Below are 14,145 nucleotides of genomic sequence, written 5' to 3'. Positions count from 1 at the left end.
GTCATGAGAGGCGGGCCGCGTCCTCGACGAGGCGGCGGAGCCACAGATGGGCGGGATCGTCGGTGAGGGTGCCGTGCCAGACCGAGCTGACCGTGTAGGTGGGCATCGGCAGGGGCGGCGGGGAGGTGGTCAGGCCCAGGGCCCCGGCGTAGACGGTGGCCGCGTGGGTGGGGAGCGTGACCAGGGCGGGCAGGGCGGGGAGTTGGAGAGCGGCTCCGGCGAAGTGGGTGGTGGAGGCGATCACCCGGCGCTCCAGCCCTCGTGCCTCCAGGATGTCGTCGACGATGCCGCGCCGGCCGTCGTAGGAGATCAGCAGGTGCGGGTGGGCCAGATAGTCGTCCAGGGTGATCGGGGTCCCCAGGGGCAGCAGGCGGTGGTCGAACAGGCAGGTGTAGCCGGAGTCGAACAGGTCGTGGCTGCGGTGATCGGCCCCGTGGGCGGGGGCGGCGGCCACGCCGAGGTCGATCTCGCCCCGGTCGATCATGCCGGTGACGGTGTTCCGGTTGGCCTGCCGTACGGCGAGCCGGACCCCCCGCAGTCCGGCGGTGGCGGCCAGCAGCCCCGGCATGAGCGCCGCCTCCAGGTCGTCGGACATGCCCAGGGTGAAGACGCGCCGGGCCGTGCGGGGGTCGAAGCGGTCCCGGTCGGTGACCACGCCGTGGATCAGTCCGAGGGCCGGCTCGATGCGGCGGGCCAGTTCGACGGCGCGCGGTGTGGGCTCGACACCGCCACCGGTGCGGGTGAACAACTCGTCGTCGAACAGCCCGCGGAGCCGGCCCAGGGCGGCGCTGGTGGCGCTCTGGCTCAGATGCAGGGCGGCGGCGGCCCGGGTGACGCTGCGCTCCCGCATCAGAGCGGAGAAGACGACCAGCAGGTTCAGGTCGGCCTTGCGGAATTCGGTCTCATAGATGTCGATCATCGCAAAGATGAGTTTGCCGGACGAGGGCGAGGGTTCCTACCGTCGACGCATGACTGCTGCCGCCCCCGTCGCGCCTGATGGGCCCCGTCGCACCGTGACTGTCGCCGTCGTCCAGGCGGCGGCCCCGCTGTTCGACACGCCCACCGCGCTGGCCCGGGCGGAGGGATTCATCCGCGAGGCCGCCGGCCGGGGCGCCCGGGTGGTCGTGCTGCCCGAGGCGTACCTCGGCGGCTACCCCAAGGGGCTGGACTTCGGCATCACGGTCGGCAGCCGCACCCCGGAGGGCCGCGACCTCTTCCGCCGCTACCACGCCGCGGCCGTCGAGGTTCCCGGACCGGAGGTCGGGACACTGGCCGCCGTCACCCGGGAACTCGGCTGCCACGCCGTGGTCGGCGCCGTCGAGCGCAGCGGCGGCACCCTCTACTGCGTCGCGCTCTTCTTCGGTCCCGACGGCTACCTGGGCCTGCACCGCAAGCTGATGCCCACGGCGGGCGAACGCTACCTGTGGGGGCAGGGAGACGGCTCCACCCTCCCCGTCGTCGACACCGGCACGGCCCGCCTCGGCGCGGCCATCTGCTGGGAGAACTACATGCCTCTGCTGCGCACCGCCATGTACGCCAAGGGCGTCGACCTGTGGTGCGCGCCGACGGTGGACGACCGCGAGGCATGGCAGTCCACCATGCGGCATGTCGCCCTGGAGGGCCGCTGCTTCGTCCTCAGCGCCTGCCAGTACCTGCGCCGCGACGCCCTGCCGGCCGACCTCCGCCCCGTCCAGGGCGACGCGCCGGACACGGTCCTGATCGGTGGCGGCTCGGTCATCGTCTCCCCGCTCGGCGACGTCCTGGCCGGGCCGCTCCGCGACGGCGAGGGCATCCTGACGGCCGAACTCGACCTCGACGACCTCGCCAGGGCGCGCTTCGACTTCGATCCCGTCGGCCACTACGCCCGCCCCGACGTCTTCACGCTCCACGTCGACGAGTCGCCCCGTCCGACCGTGACCGGAGGCTGATCGCGTCCGGCGGCCGCCGGATGAGACGCTCGTCAGCGTCCAGGAGGCTGTGATCCGTCGATTCACCGATTCACCGATTCACCGATTCACCGATTCACCGATCCGCCGATTCGCCGATTCATCGACCACCGACGGCCGCACCACCTTCGCGCAAGTGACCGAACGGGAGTTCTCGTGACGTACGACATCGACGCCATCCGCGCGCAGTTCCCCGCGCTGGCCGCCGGGATCGCCCACTTCGACGGCCCCGGTGGTTCGCAGACACCCCGGCCCGTCATCCAGGCCATCACCGACGCCCTGTCCCTCCCGCTGTCGAACCGCGGCCACCGTGTGGCGGGGGAGCGCAACGCCGAGACCATCGTCACCGGCAGCCGCCGGGCCATGGCCGACCTGCTGGCCGCCGACCCGGCGGGGATCGTCTTCGGGCGCAGCGCCACACAGCTCGCCTACGACTTCTCCCGCGTCCTCGCCAGGACCTGGTCACCGGGGGACGAGGTGGTCGTGACCCGGCTGGACCACGACTCGAACATCCGGCCCTGGATCCAGGCGGCGGCTCGGGCGGGGATCGCCGTCCGCTGGGCCGACTTCGATCCGGTCACCGGGGAACTGACCCCCGACGACATCGCGGCCGTCCTGTCGGAGCGTACGCGGCTGGTCGCCGTGACCGCGGCCTCCAACCTCATCGGTACGCGTCCCCGGATTGCGGAGATCTCCCGTCTGGCGCACGAGGCCGGTGCGCTCACATACGTCGACGGCGTGCACTACACCGCTCATTCCCTGGTCGACGTCGCGCAGTTGGGCGCGGACTTCTTCACCTGCTCGCCCTACAAGTTCCTGGGCCCGCACCACGGCGTTCTCGCCGCCCGCCCCGAACTGCTGGAGACCCTGTACCCCGACAAGCTCCTGCCCTCCACGAACACGGTGCCCGAACGCTTCGAACTCGGCACACTGCCCTATGAGTTCCTCGCAGGCACCCGCGCCGCCGTCGACTTCCTCGCCGGATTCGACACGGACGCCGAGGGAACCCGGCGCGAGCGGCTGGCCGCGGGGTTCGCGGCGCTCGAGGAGCACGAGGAGGCGTTGCGGGCCCGGATGGACAAGGAACTGAGCACCCTCGACGGCGTCAGGGTCCACTCCAACGCGGCCGACCGCACCCCCACCCTGCTGCTGACCTTCGACGGCCGCAGCACGACGGACGCCTACGCGTTCCTGGCGGACCGCGGCGTCCACGCGCCCTCCGGCTCCTTCTACGCCATCGAGGCCTCCCGGAAACTGGGCCTGGGCGACACCGGCGGCCTGCGCGTCGGCCTCGCGCCCTACACCCACGCCGGGGACGTCGACAGGCTGGTGGAGGGCCTGGCGGACTTCCTGCGCTCCTGAGAGCCGCCCCGACGTGCTGTCGGGGTCTGAAGTGACTCCGGGGTGGGTTTCGGAGTGAGCTGTTGCGAAGGACCAGCCATGGCCAGTCCGGTGCGGGGCGCGCAGGGCGTGTGGCGCAGGACGGGATGATTCCGGGCAGGAAGGGAACTCTTCGGCGGCGTCTTGCGCGCGCCACGTGGGCGGCCGTCCTTTCAGGGTGGGGGCTTCCTGAAACAGCGGCTCAGTCGGCTGTGGCCCGGGTGTGGCGGGCGTAGGCGCGGGCGCGGTCGCCGCAACGGGCGGAGCACCAGGGGCGGCGAGGAGGCCCCGTACGTGCTCGCGTAGGGAGCGCATCCGTGCCGCGCAGATCTCCTGCAGTCCTGCATCCGCCGGGGCCGAGCCGTGGTCGACCAGCCACTGGTTTGCCGCGGACGGTGTGCCGAGGAGGCCGGGGCCGTGCCCGCCCGCACGGCCCCGGGGCGCGCGAGGACCTTGAACCGATCGTCGGGAAGGTCGTCGGCTTCGTCCTGACCGGTGACGGTCTGCCCACGGTCTATGTCAGCGGAGACAGTGCCCAGCTCGGTCTGGTCCAGGAGATCGCAGACCGCTTCGGCCCCGTGGACACCGCCGTCCACTTCGACAGCCGGGCCCACTTCACGAGGGCCGCGACCAACTGCTGGGCGCCTTCACCACCACCGGACTGATGGGCCGTGTCCAACTCACCTGACGACACCACCGTGGTACACGAGCGAAACGTGACGGCTCCTCGGTGGCGTCCTGTGCGCCGGGGAGATGTCAGTGGGGTGGGGGATGCTTGGCGCTCATGTCACCCTGAGCAGGAGCCGTCAGATGCCGATCCGTGTTGCCAGCCGTCGCCGTGCGATGGCGTCGCTGACCGCCGCGTTCCCCGGTGTGGAGATCATCGATGTGACCTCCAGGGCGCCGCAGCCGTGGGTGCGGCTGAGCCCCTTCTACCCGCACGGAGGCATCCCGGTCCCCTTCGGCGACGGTGTGACCGGCCAGTCGGTGGAGGGGATCTGGCAGGCCCTCAAGGTTTTCCGGCAGTCCGACGTCGACCCGGCGAAACTCGAGATCACGGCGATGAAGGGACTGAAGCGGACGGTGCGTCGGTACGGCCCCGTCCAGGGGCACCGCACCGGTCTGCACGGCGACCGGCTGCTGCCCTATGAGACGGCCCGGCGCCGGATCTACCTGCCGGCCTACCGCTGGGTCCTCGAACACCGCGTGGCAGATCTGGTCGAGCAGCTCCGCGACAAACAGGATGTCGTACTGCTGGACTACACCACCAACGGCGATGTCGCCGATCCCTCCACCCCGCTCTCCCACGCCGCGCTCATCCAACTGCACATAGAAGGCCGCTGGCCCCGGGAAGCCGCACCCGGACACTGAGACAAGGGGGCGAGGCGGGACGCCCGGCAGCGGCGACGAACGTCCAGCGGGAGCTCACTCTCCTCTCCTGTTTTCTTCTGTCTTCTCCTGTCTCCCGAAATCCGGCAGGCGGCGTGGCCCGGACCGGCCCGTGGCGTCCGGTCCGTAGCCTGTGGGCGTGATCGGCACAGTCCCCGACGTGATGCAGGCTGCGTATATCGACTCCGTCGGCCCGGCCGACGCCATCCACTACGGCGACCTCCCCGTCCCGCCGCTGGGTCCCACCGACGTGCTCGTCCGCGTCCGGGCCGTGTCCGCCAACCCGGTCGACACCTTCGTGCGGTCCGGTGCCTACGCCACGCCGCTCCCGTTCCCGTTCGTCCTCGGCCGCGACCTGGTGGGCGAGGTCGCCTCGGCCGGGACCGGCGCGGTGGGCTTCACCCCGGGGCAACGGGTGTGGTGCAACAGCCTGGGCCACGCCGGCCGGCAGGGAGCCGCCGCGCAGTACGCGACGGTCGCCGCCGAACGGCTCTACCCGGCCCCCTCCGACATCACCACGGAACACCTCGTTGCCGCCGCCCACCCCGCGGCGTCGGCCTGGCTGGCACTCTTCCGGCACGGGCGGCTGCGGCCGGGGGAGAGCGTGTACATCGGCGGCGGAGCCGGCAACGTGGGCGGCGCCGCCGTGGCCCTGGCCGCCGCGGCCGGAACGCGTGTGGTCTGCACGGCGCGAGCCGAGGATGCCGCGGCGGTGCACGCTCTGGGCGCCACCGAGGTCCTCGACTACCGGGCGCCCGGCCTCGGCGAGCACCTGCGCCGGGCGGCGCCCGAGGGCTACGACGTGTACCTGGACACGTCCGGACACGGAGTGCTCGCCGACGCCGTGGACCTGCTGGCCCGGGGCGGGCGCCTGGTCGCGATGGCCGGACTCGGCGGCGGGCCCGACACGCTGCCCCTGGGCCGGTTGTACCCCAAGGACGCGAGCATCGTGGGCTTCGCCGTCAGCAATGCCACGGCGAGTGATCTCGCGGAGGCGGCAGAGGGGGTCGTGGGCCTCTTGCGCAGAACGCGATGGCGCCCACGCATCGCCGACCGCCTGCCGCTGTCGATGACGGCGGAGGCCCACCGCAGGCTGGAGGCCGGCGAGGTGCGCGGCCGGCTGATCCTCGAGCCTCCCTGACCTGCCTCGCCGCCCCCGGGCCGCGGCTTCCGGTGGGCGCTGCTGCTGGTGCGGACCGTCCGCGCTGTCCTCGGTGCCGCCGCCGAACGCCTGCTCGCCGCGCTCACGGCGCCCGCTCCACCGCGGGCGCGCCGACAACGGACAGCGGCCGGGCGGGACGCACCGTGGAACGGCGGCCCGGAGCCGGCGGGCACACGCGGGAAGGCGTCACGCGGTCCAGCGGTACCGTGCCCGCGGCATGTCCACGCGCCGGCCACGCATCGGAGTGGCCTCGTCGCTGAGCAGTTCCGGTGCCGCTCCGTCATGGCAGGAGGCGGGTGTCCCGTCCGCGTGGACGACGCGCCACCACGGCACACTCTCGTCGAGCAGGCTCATGGCGCGCCCCACCTGCCGTGGGCCGGCACCGATCCTCCTGCCGATGTCCCCGTAGGAGGCGACGGAGCCGGCCGGGATGGCGAGGACCGCCTCCCGGACGTCGTCGACCAGGCTCACGGCGGTCTCAATCAATCGGTGGGTAGGTCAGGTGCCCGTCGCGGACCCGCGCGTGCTCGTTCAGGACGGCCGGCCTCGACGTCGTGCCCGACAGGATGTGCACCACCTCCGCGCCGGCGACGATCAGCGCGTCGGAGACCAGCCTGCGGTGGCACCGCCAGGGCACCGCCTCGCTGCACATGATGGCCGGCCGTTCCTGCTCAGCCAGTTCGAGGAGTTCGTTCAGGCCTTCTGCGAATTCATCACTGGCCATATGGTCGGCGTAATCACGGAATGCTTTCACTCGCCATGCACCGTTCTCGCTCGGTACGCCCTTGGGCGTGTACCGTCGGCCGCCGAGCCCGGCGATCCAGCGGTAGGCGACATCGGACGGCAGAGCGTCGACGATCGCCGCCTGATTCCACTGCGGGTACTTCCTCGAGGACGGGTACGAGCGGACATCGACCAAGCAGGTGACGCCGTTGTCACGCAGCATCTTCAGCACGTCGTCGAAGTCGCGTGTCGAGTGCCCGACCGTATGGATGCGGTTCCTCATCTCGAAATCCCACCCGGATCGCACCGTTCTCCGATCGTTCCGCCGACCGGAGCGCGCCTCGAAGGCGCGAATCCGTTTCCTACCGCTTCGTCAACGCTCCCCCCTTGTGTAGGGCGATGTGACCGGTTCTGTCGCTCTTGATCTCGTATTGCGGATCGTCCTTCGAGCAGTGGCGCGTATGCCCCTTGTACTCCACGTCATGCGTGTGTTTCTTGACGATGACGCCTTCCACGTGCCCGGCTTCCGAGTTCCACCGCACAGGGTCTCCGACGTCGAACTGCTCGGCCATTTCGGTTCCCTTTCTTCGATCCTCTCCCCGCCGCAGACGTCGACGCCCTCATTCCGTGGGCAAGCCGCCCGGGGACTCCTCCCGGGCACCGCGCGTGGGGTCCTCCACCGGGGCGTCCAGCTGGACGGAGCCGGGGGCGGCCCGGTTCGGGGCGGCGGGGCTGTACGGGGACTGCGGCGGCGGTGGCGGTCGGCTGTCGCCGGGCGCGCCCGCACCGGCGGGGGGCAGCCGCAGGGCGAGCAGGGCGACGTCGTCGCCGCTCGGGTCGATGCGGGCCAGCAGCTCGTCGCAGAAGCCGTCCACCGTGCGCCCGGTCAGCATGGAGGCGTGGTGGCGGAGCTTGGCCATGCCGAGATCGATCGGGCGGCCCCTGCTCTCCACGAGGCCGTCGGTGTAGAGCAGCAGCGTGGAACCGGGGGGAAGCTCCACATACGTGTCCGGCCACTCCAGCCCCAGATGCAGGGCGGCGCTCATGCCGATCAGCGGTCCGTGGCTGGTCAGGAAGTGCGTGTCCCCCTCGTCGGTGACCAGCAGCGGAGGGGGGTGCCCCGCATTGGCCCAGTGCAGCTGCCAGGGGCCTCCCTCCGGGCCTTCGACCCGGGCGAAGACGAGCGTGGCCATGGGGGCGTCGCTGGTGTTCGTCACCGCCTCGTCCAGGTCCTGCAGGATCACGCTGGGCGGCTCCCGGTGGTTCCAGGCCAGGGCGCGCAGCATGTTGCGGACCTCGGCCATGTGGGAGGCCGCCTCGAGGTCGTGGCCGACCACGTCCCCGATCACCAGCGCCACGACGCCGTCGGAGAGCAGGAACGCGTCGTACCAGTCGCCGCCGATCTCCATGGCGCGCTGCGCCGGCAGATAGCGGGCGGCCATGCGCAGGTGGTCGACCTGGGGCAGGGGGGTGAGCAGCTGGCGCTGCATGGTCTCGGCGACGTTCCGCTGCTCGTGGTAGAGGCGGGCGTTGTCCAGCACCAGGGCCAGGCGCCGGCCGATGTCGTTGAGCAGCAGGATCTCGCTGTCCGTGAGATCGGGGGAGTCCCCGGCGCGGGCCACGGTCAGCATGCCGTAGTGGCGCCGCCGGGCACGGAGCGGCACCACGAGGGCCGAGCGTCCCCCGAGCCGGTCGAACAGCGGTCGGTGGGTGGCGGCGAGCGGGGCGCCCGGGTCGCCGAGCACCTCGGCGGCACTCAGCAGCACGGTGTCGTCACCGCCCGTGGTGCGTGCCCTTGCCGGACGGGACCCGGACGGCGGTGGCGGCAGAGGGCCCTCCAGCCGCCGCGCCCGCCGAGGATGGGTGTGACTGCGCACGGCGACCCGCTCCAGCGTCCCGGCGGCTCTGTCCCGCTCGGAGCGCAGATCCACCGCGGCCCAGTCACCGAACGCGGGAACCAGCAACCGCAGCAACTGGGCGATCCGTTGGGGAGTCGCCGTGGCGGACATCAACACCGACGAGACGTCCGCCACCAGGTTCAGCCGGGTGGTCAGGGCCTCCAGAGCCGCGGTGTGCGCCGCCGCCTGCTCCTCCGCGTCGCGATGCAGACTGAAGTCGTTGAAGACGACCACCAGTCCGGCTCGGCGGCCCGCCAGCAGCAGGGGAGTGGTCGCCCAGATGATCGGCACGGTCGTGCCGTCGTCCCGCAGGAAGTACTCGTCGCTGCCCTCCTCGGCGGGTCGGCCACTTCGCAGAAGGGCCATGATCGAGCACTGGTCACGCGGCACCGGGCCACCGTCGGGACGGCGGTGCAGCAGATCGTGCGCGTCCCGGCCGATCATCCGGGCCGCAGGCCGGCCCAGCAGCCGCTCGGTCCACGGGTTGACGAACGTGATGCGCCCCGAGGTGTCGACGGTGAAGACGCCGGTGCCCAGGGCGTGCAGGACCGCGTGGGGGAAGCCCGGCTGCAGAGCCTCATCGGGCGCGCTCATGGCCTCTCCCTCATCGTTCGGACGGATGTCCGAGGTGCGTCCACGGCGACCACCGTTCCCCCGGGCCGCCCCACATCTGGGTACCCCATCGGCCGGAACCGTGCGCTGCGAGAGGTGCCGGACGACGGGTGGGGCGCGCCGTCGCAGCCTCGCGCCGACTCCCCGGCAGAACGCGCGTGCGGTGGACACCACCCGAAACCTCTCCCCAGGGCATGACCGTTAGGCGAGCCATGCAGCCCGAATTCCGCACCGGCCACCGCGAAGAGGACGACTGGACCGCCGTGGAGATCCACGGCGGGATCGACGTCCGCACGGTGCCGCGCATCAGGGACCACGTGGTCCACCGTCCTGGGGCAGGCCACCGACGCCGCGCCGGCGACCTGACCGGGGTGACGTTCAAGGACTCGACGGGCCTGGGGGCACTCGCCGGAATCCGGAGGCGGACCCGGTCGCGGACCGGCGACCCGCGGCGGGTGAGCACGGATCCGGAAGTGCTCCGGAACTTCCGTGTCACCGGCCCGCACCAGGTCTTCCCGATCCACGGCTCAGCGGAATGCGCGATGACGGAGTGATATGAGAGGCGACCGGCACAGAGGCCCGGAACCCTTCCCGCCACCTCTGGCCGCCCCCTGGCCGGACAGCCCTGACGCCGACTGTCCGTGGTGCAGGCAGCTCCTCCTGGCGGTCCCCGACCGTGCCGCGCACGACACACGGACCCCGGTGCCGAGCAGAATCGATTCCTCGTGCCGACGGTGCCGGAGGGCGTCCTGGCTCGACCGGATTCGCGTGCTGATGGTGCCGGTGGCGGCGGTGGTCACGGTGGTGGCCGCAGTCGTGACCGCGTGCTCGGTCTGACCTGGCCCCGGCGCGGGCCCCAGCGCGTGAACGAGCGGAGCCGCGGCGTCTGCGTCCCCCTTCCGCGGACCGCGTCACGCAACGCGCCTGCCGCTCTGCTCGGGTTCCTCCTCGTCCGGCAGCCGTACGTCGTCGACGGCGATGTTGACTTCCACGACCTCCAGACCGGTCATGCGCTCGATCGCGGTGATGACGTTGGTGCGCACGTCTGCGGCGGTGTCCGCGATGGCCGCGCCGTAATGGACGACGAGGTCCAGGTCCACGGCGGTCTGCCGCTCACCGACCTCCACCTTCACTCCCTGGGTGATGCTGCTGCTCCCGCCGGGCACGCGTTCACGCATCGCGCCGAACGCCCGGGCCACACCCGCGCCGAGGTTGTAGACCTCGGGAACCTCCCGGGCGGCCATGCTCGCGATCTTCGCCACGACGGTGTCCGCGATGGTGGTGCTGCCGCGGTTCTCCGCGGGGATGCCGGCGCCCCTGCGGCCTTGCCGTGTCGCCTTCTCCTGCTCGCCCGGTGTGGCAGCGGTGTTGCTGTGCGGTGTGCTGACTGACATGACCGTCACCTCGATCAGTGCGGGACTCGACGAGCTGCCTCACATCCAACGTAGAGCAATGAGGTCAATGGGGTGAAACGAGGCGAATGGGGCGAGGGGGTGCGATCGGATCGGCCGCGAGATCGACACCGGCACCGGGCGGCAGGCTCCGGCCGGAGGCCCGTCTACAGGCGGATGACGATCAGGGCGACGTCGTCGTCTCTGCCGTCGGCCACGCCGAGACGGGTGAGCAGGACGTCGGCCAGCCGGTCGGGGCTCAGGCGGGCGTGGCGGACGAGGACGTCGGTGAGGCGCTGCAGCCCGGCGTCGATGTCCTCGCCGCGACGTTCGGTGAGCCCGTCGGTGTAGAGCACGAGGGTGTCGCCCGGGGTGTAGGGAACCGTGGCCTGGGCGCGCGGGTGCCGGCCGACCGGGACGCCCAACGGTGGCTCGGTGGCCTGGTCGAGCAGGACGACCGTGCCGTCCGTACGGGAGAGGGCGGGCGGGGGGTGGCCGGCGCTGGTGTAGGTGATGTGCTGACGGCGGGTGTCGATGACGGCCTTGACCGCGGTTGTCGCCAGTGCGCTCTCGAAGGTTCCGGCGTACCGGCTCAGGACGTCCATGGCTGCGCCGGGTGCGTGGATGGCGCGCACGGCCGCGGACAGTGCGCTCCGGAGCATCCCCATGACGGCGGCGGCCTCCAGGCCGTGGCCGACCACGTCGCCGACCGCCACGGTGTACGTGTCTTCGGACAGATCCACCACGTCGTACCAGTCGCCGCAGACGTTGAGCGAGCGGGCGGCGGGCAGGTAACGCACGGCGATCTCCCGGTGAGCGGCCAGGTCCGGGGAGTGCAGCATGGCCTCCTGCAGGGTGAGGGCGATGTGGCGTTCCCGGGCATGTGCGTTGCGGAGTTCCTCGTTGAGGCGCTGGAGTTCCTGTGCCCGTATGTACAGTTCGGACTCCAGTGCCCTGTGTTCACTCTCCGGATCCTCCGGTTCGGAGCGGAGGGGACGGGTCAGGATGAACTCGGTCATGTCCTCCACCCGGTGGAGGAGCCATTCGACCTGTCCGTCAGGTCCGAGGAGGGGGGTGTTGACGGGCGACCACCACTTCTCCTGGAACACTCCGGGATGTCCGGACACCGGGACGTCGTACTTCTGCACCGCCATCGTGTCCGGTTCCTTCGTCCGCAGGACCCGCTGCAAGGAAGCGTTCAGATTGCGCACTCCGTCGGCGTCCGGATCCGCCGGATTGTCGGGGTGGACCTCGAAGAGGTGCCGACCGATCATCTCCTCGCGGGTCCGGCCCGTGATCCGCAGATACGCCTGGTTGACGTCGACGACCACCAGATCGGGATCCAGTACCAGGTAGGGGCTGGGCGTCACGGCGAACAGCCCCCGGTAATCGATCCGTGGTGTGGTCACACGTGCCCTCCTGTCACGTCCACCGGTCTTTGTCCCTCAGCTTCAACTATGCCCCGGGCCTGAAGCGGCGGCCTGTCGCCTCGTGAGGGCGGCGTCGCCGGTGGTTCCGCACGGGCCGACGCCCGGGAGGCGAGTCGCCGGGCGGCAGGGCGGCACAGCCGTGTTTGGCACACGGTTTTCGTGGCACCCGGTGCGGGCATCCTTCGGTGGATCGGGGGGTCGTCGGGCGCGGGGGACAGGGCTGCAGCATGCGGCTCCCTGCCGAAGCGGTTGGTCGCGGGAACGGAAGGATCGGCGATGACGACCGTCGGCATTGAAGAGGAGTACCTGCTGGTCGACCCGGTCACCGGTCGGCTGGCTCCGCACGCGGAAAGGGTCAGGGCCGCTGCGGGCCTGCAGCCCTTCGTCGCCGGGGAAGAGATCCAGCCGGAAATCTCGCAGGCGCAGATCGAGGTGGCGACGCCCGTGTGCGCCACGCTGAAGGAGGCCGGTGGCCACCTGCTGCGGCTGCGGCATGCCGTGGCCGGTGCGGCGGAGAAGAGCGGCTACCGGATCATGGCCAGCGGCACGCCGCCGTTCCGCGAGGACACCCCCGTGCCGATCACCGACCAGACCCGTTACAAAGCGATGCAGCGGCAGGCTCCGCAACTGGTGGCGGAGCAGACGGTCAGCGGCATGCACGTGCATGTGGGCGTCCCCAGCCGACGGATGGGGACGGAGATCTTGAACCGGATCCGGGTGTGGTTGCCGTCCCTGACCGCCATGGCGGCGAACTCGCCGCTGTGGGAGGGACGGGACACCGGCTTCGCCAGCTGGCGCACCGTCGTCTTCGGCCGATGGCCGGTCAGCGGCATCCCGCCGCGCTTCGCCGACGTGGCGGACTACGAGGCACGCGTGCGTCGACTGCTGTCGACCGGGGTGATCGACGACACCGGTCAGCTGTACTGGCAGATCCGGCTGTCCGAGAACTATCCCACGGTCGAGATCCGTTGTCTGGACGTGCAGTTGCGCACGGACGACGCGGTCATGCTGGCCGGCCTGACCCGGGCGCTGGCCGACACCGCGCTGCACGAAGCGATCTCGGGCCGTCCGCCGGCGGATCCCGCTCCGGAGATGTTGCAGGTGGCGATGTGGCAGGCAGCACGGCACGGGCTGAGCGGAGACCTGATCGACCCGGCCGGCCGGCGTCGGCGCGCGGGCGATGTGGTGTACGGGCTGCTGGACCATGTGGGTCCGGCGCTGGACGCGGCCGGTGACACCCGCGAGGTGACCTCACTCGTCCACCGTCTGCTGCAACAGGGCACAGGCGCGGACAAACAGCGCCAGGTCTTCGTCGAGGGCGGTCTCGGCGCCGTCGTCGAGATGATCGTCGAAGTCGGCGGTACGCCTTGACGGATGCCTCCCGCCCGACAGCCGAACGGCGCCGTAGAGGACAGGACGCACACCGGGACGATCGCCCGGCGGAAGACGGAGGACGGCAGTTCGTCCTCCGGCACCGTCGGACGTGAGACGACGCGGTGGACGACCGGCTCCGCGCCGGCGCGTCGCACCTCGACCCCGTCGCCGGCTCGTACGCCGTACAGCGCGGCGAACTCACCGAGGTCTCCGGTCCCGCTGCCCACATGTCCGACGAGCACGGCCGATCCCCCGTGCACTCCCGGGAGCCGGGCCGAAGCGGTACCGGCCGGCCACGGCAGCGTCCGCGGAAACCACCATGGCGCCCCGTCCGGTCACGCCCACCGCTCGGGCACGAGCGCCGAGGCCGACGTCGTGCGCCACCACGAGCCGGCCACTGGCGCAGCACGCGGCCGCGGGGGAGCGGGGGTGCGGGGCGCGTGTCGACGGCCGGTCCTCCTGACGCCGGAGCCCGGCCGGGCAGGCCACGCCCTGCCCGGTCCGCCACGTCCCTCGGGCCTCGCGGAGGCGGTCGCGGCGGTGGAGTCGGTGCTGTCGGAGTGACGGCTCGCTGCCGTCGGCGCACTCGGCCGTGGTGGCGTCTGGCATCCGCCGGTACGACGTGATCCGCTGGACGCACAACGCCTTGGAGGAGAGAGGAGAACCGTGAGCGACCGTCAGCGCGGGGCACCGGACACCGTCGTGGCCGGTGCCGGCCTCGCCTGCGCGTCGGACCTGTGCCGTGCGGGACGCCGCGTGGTTCCGCCGGAGGCTTCCGACGGACCGGGCGGCCGAACGCGAACGGACCGGCGGGACATGGTCCGAGGGCCCCTTCGTCTG

At 71.6% G+C, this 14,145-nt stretch carries 14 protein-coding genes and 2 pseudogenes; 8 read left to right on the top strand and 8 right to left on the bottom strand.

The features are described from left to right. Nucleotide 1: 1 nt before the first annotated feature. Nucleotides 2–919: a LysR family transcriptional regulator gene (locus PYS65_RS00565; RefSeq protein WP_279331674.1), complete on the bottom strand. Its 918-nt coding sequence runs from the start codon at nucleotides 917–919 to the stop codon at nucleotides 2–4. 94 nt (nucleotides 920–1,013) lie between these two features. On the opposite strand from PYS65_RS00565, the gene PYS65_RS00560 reads away from it, so the two are divergent. Together PYS65_RS00560 and PYS65_RS00555 are read left to right on the top strand one after the other, a co-directional pair. Further along, on the top strand, nucleotides 1,014–1,928 hold the full coding sequence (locus PYS65_RS00560) for a nitrilase-related carbon-nitrogen hydrolase (RefSeq protein WP_279331673.1): 915 nt from the start codon (nucleotides 1,014–1,016) through the stop codon (nucleotides 1,926–1,928). Between the two features lie 174 nt (nucleotides 1,929–2,102). After that, a complete protein-coding gene (locus PYS65_RS00555) occupies nucleotides 2,103–3,308 on the top strand; it encodes a cysteine desulfurase-like protein (RefSeq protein ID WP_279331672.1) in 1,206 nt (401 codons plus the stop codon). 213 nt (nucleotides 3,309–3,521) lie between these two features. On the opposite strand, the pseudogene PYS65_RS34870 reads toward PYS65_RS00555, so the two are convergent. Next, nucleotides 3,522–3,701: pseudogene (locus PYS65_RS34870) on the bottom strand (hypothetical protein); the annotation flags it as partial. Nucleotides 3,702–3,721: 20 nt separating this feature from the next. Here PYS65_RS34870 and PYS65_RS00545 point away from each other — a divergent pair. The 3 genes from PYS65_RS00545 to PYS65_RS00535 all read left to right on the top strand — a co-directional run bounded on the left by PYS65_RS00545 (nucleotide 3,722) and on the right by PYS65_RS00535 (nucleotide 5,856). After that, complete coding sequence (locus PYS65_RS00545) at nucleotides 3,722–3,991, top strand: MBL fold metallo-hydrolase (protein WP_423836056.1); 270 nt, start codon at nucleotides 3,722–3,724, stop codon at nucleotides 3,989–3,991. 145 nt (nucleotides 3,992–4,136) lie between these two features. Further along, on the top strand, nucleotides 4,137–4,697 hold the full coding sequence (locus PYS65_RS00540; protein ID WP_279331670.1) for a DUF6939 family protein: 561 nt from the start codon (nucleotides 4,137–4,139) through the stop codon (nucleotides 4,695–4,697). A gap of 157 nt (nucleotides 4,698–4,854) precedes the next feature. Beyond that, the gene (locus tag PYS65_RS00535; protein ID WP_279331669.1) at nucleotides 4,855–5,856 is read left to right on the top strand and encodes an NADPH:quinone reductase; all 1,002 of its coding nucleotides are present in this window, start codon (nucleotides 4,855–4,857) and stop codon (nucleotides 5,854–5,856) included. 207 nt (nucleotides 5,857–6,063) lie between these two features. Here the strand turns inward: PYS65_RS00535 and PYS65_RS00530 are convergent, their stop codons facing one another. The 4 genes from PYS65_RS00530 to PYS65_RS00515 form a co-directional block, all read right to left on the bottom strand. Next, nucleotides 6,064–6,348, bottom strand: coding sequence for an MGMT family protein (locus PYS65_RS00530; RefSeq protein ID WP_279331668.1), 285 nt, complete (start codon nucleotides 6,346–6,348; stop codon nucleotides 6,064–6,066). A 7-nt stretch (nucleotides 6,349–6,355) separates the two neighbouring features. Further along, nucleotides 6,356–6,883 (bottom strand): DUF488 domain-containing protein, encoded by a 528-nt coding sequence (locus PYS65_RS00525; protein WP_279331667.1) that lies wholly within the window; start codon nucleotides 6,881–6,883, stop codon nucleotides 6,356–6,358. A 79-nt stretch (nucleotides 6,884–6,962) separates the two neighbouring features. Beyond that, nucleotides 6,963–7,172, bottom strand: a complete 210-nt coding sequence (locus PYS65_RS00520; RefSeq protein WP_279331666.1) for a hypervirulence associated TUDOR domain-containing protein — start codon at nucleotides 7,170–7,172, stop codon at nucleotides 6,963–6,965. Between the two features lie 48 nt (nucleotides 7,173–7,220). Beyond that, nucleotides 7,221–9,092: a SpoIIE family protein phosphatase gene (locus PYS65_RS00515; protein ID WP_279331665.1), complete on the bottom strand. Its 1,872-nt coding sequence runs from the start codon at nucleotides 9,090–9,092 to the stop codon at nucleotides 7,221–7,223. Between the two features lie 230 nt (nucleotides 9,093–9,322). Between PYS65_RS00515 and PYS65_RS00510 the strand changes: the two genes are divergently transcribed. Then, nucleotides 9,323–9,664 carry an STAS domain-containing protein gene (locus tag PYS65_RS00510; protein WP_279331664.1) on the top strand — a complete coding sequence of 114 codons (342 nt, stop codon included), beginning with the start codon at nucleotides 9,323–9,325 and terminating at the stop codon, nucleotides 9,662–9,664. A 357-nt stretch (nucleotides 9,665–10,021) separates the two neighbouring features. Here the strand turns inward: PYS65_RS00510 and PYS65_RS00505 are convergent, their stop codons facing one another. Both PYS65_RS00505 and PYS65_RS00500 read right to left on the bottom strand, forming a co-directional pair. Next, nucleotides 10,022–10,504: an Asp23/Gls24 family envelope stress response protein gene (locus PYS65_RS00505; protein WP_279331663.1), complete on the bottom strand. Its 483-nt coding sequence runs from the start codon at nucleotides 10,502–10,504 to the stop codon at nucleotides 10,022–10,024. Between the two features lie 164 nt (nucleotides 10,505–10,668). Next, a complete protein-coding gene (locus PYS65_RS00500; RefSeq protein WP_279331662.1) occupies nucleotides 10,669–11,910 on the bottom strand; it encodes a SpoIIE family protein phosphatase in 1,242 nt (413 codons plus the stop codon). A 297-nt stretch (nucleotides 11,911–12,207) separates the two neighbouring features. On the opposite strand from PYS65_RS00500, the gene PYS65_RS00495 reads away from it, so the two are divergent. Both PYS65_RS00495 and PYS65_RS00490 read left to right on the top strand, forming a co-directional pair. Next, nucleotides 12,208–13,302: a carboxylate-amine ligase gene (locus PYS65_RS00495; protein WP_279331661.1), complete on the top strand. Its 1,095-nt coding sequence runs from the start codon at nucleotides 12,208–12,210 to the stop codon at nucleotides 13,300–13,302. A gap of 669 nt (nucleotides 13,303–13,971) precedes the next feature. Then, nucleotides 13,972–14,109: pseudogene (locus PYS65_RS00490) on the top strand (FAD-dependent oxidoreductase); the annotation flags it as partial. Nucleotides 14,110–14,145 lie beyond the last annotated feature (36 nt).

It is taken from the genome of Streptomyces cathayae (assembly GCF_029760955.1).
GTDB lineage: Bacteria > Actinomycetota > Actinomycetes > Streptomycetales > Streptomycetaceae > Streptomyces > Streptomyces cathayae.
This window is presented reverse-complemented; position numbering and strand designations above follow the sequence as displayed.